The sequence below is a fragment of the Fonticella tunisiensis genome, from assembly GCF_004364155.1.
Lineage (GTDB): Bacteria > Bacillota > Clostridia > Clostridiales > Caloramatoraceae > Fonticella > Fonticella tunisiensis.
In genome coordinates, this window is sequence record NZ_SOAZ01000064.1 from 1 (window position 1) to 1191 (window position 1191).

At 34.8% G+C, this 1191-nt stretch carries 1 protein-coding gene and 1 pseudogene; both read left to right on the forward strand.

Going from position 1 to position 1191, the window contains the following annotated elements; all coding sequences use genetic code 11:
- Positions 1-111: 111 nt before the first annotated feature.
- On the forward strand, positions 112-690 hold the full coding sequence (locus EDD71_RS15105) for a transposase (protein ID WP_243116491.1): 579 nt from the start codon (positions 112-114) through the stop codon (positions 688-690).
- A 331-nt stretch (positions 691-1021) separates the two neighbouring features.
- A pseudogene (locus EDD71_RS15835) lies at positions 1022-1191 on the forward strand (phage scaffolding protein); the annotation flags it as partial.

Sequence of the window (1191 nt, forward strand, 5' to 3'; positions counted from 1 at the left end):
AGGTCAGATTATTTAATTTTACGCAAGTATTAAATGTGATTTTATTATGCCGTTTTCAAGTAAAATTAACATGGTTTATTTTGACGTTTAACAACTAACATTCCTAAACTAATGTTTATTACAAAAGGATATTCCACAACTTCAGCGGCAAACCTGGCAAAGGATATACCGTATTCTGAGTATACTCAAGTTGCTAATTCCGTTTGGGTATATGAGCTACCTGGGGACAGTGGTCTTAGAAAGATTATTGTACAGACTCTTTCCAGGAACGGTAAAATTAAATACTCTTTGCTCATAACCAACATACCGAGAAGCCAAATGAACTCAGTGGAGGCATTTCATTTTTACAATAAACGCCAAACCATTGAAGCATTTTTTAAAATGGCTAAGAATGTATACCACATTAAAAACCTCAGAACTACAAAGTTTTATGGTATTTACGCCTTTCTGTGGCTAGTATTTATGACCCATAACCTAATAAGCTGTTTTAAATCAAACACCCTATCACATACAGAACTTGAAAATGCAGGGGTAGGGGTTCTGATAAAAAAGCTTGGTAATACCAGAGGCTTTGTGAAAAGAACCGCTGAAGGAATAGTGGTTCAAATTCCTACAATTACTCGTTTAGCTAAAATTATTGCTGACGCATTAAGTGAACCCCGGTATATACAATTAAGTTTTGACCTATAACTTTTATATCTTAGTATCCAGTTGAATAAGTTTCCTTTTATGGTAAGTAATATTTACCTTTTATTCTCGTACGCATTTTTAACTTACCTCATTTTTCCAACAAGCTACACCTGATTTTTAATCCAATATGAGGAATCTTATTCTAAAATTTTACTGTTATATTATTGAAAATGTTAGCTTTTCATTTGTACAAAATTTAGGTAATTAAATTGCTTGAAAAGCATGGTGCCTCTGCTGAACTTATTGCAGCAATAAAAGAGGACACCAAGAATCAAAACTATATTCCAAGGAGAGGTTTGACGAGGTTAATAACTCCCTTAAGGAGCTCAAAGGGCAGTTAGCAGAACGAGACAAACAGCTAAAAGATCTTGGGGAGAAGGTTAAGGACAACGAGGAACTGACAAAGCAGATTCAGGCCCTTCAGGAAGCTAATAAAAAGGCTGCTGCAGATTATGAGGCTAAGATTAGAAACATTACCCTGGACAATGCCATAAAGCAGAA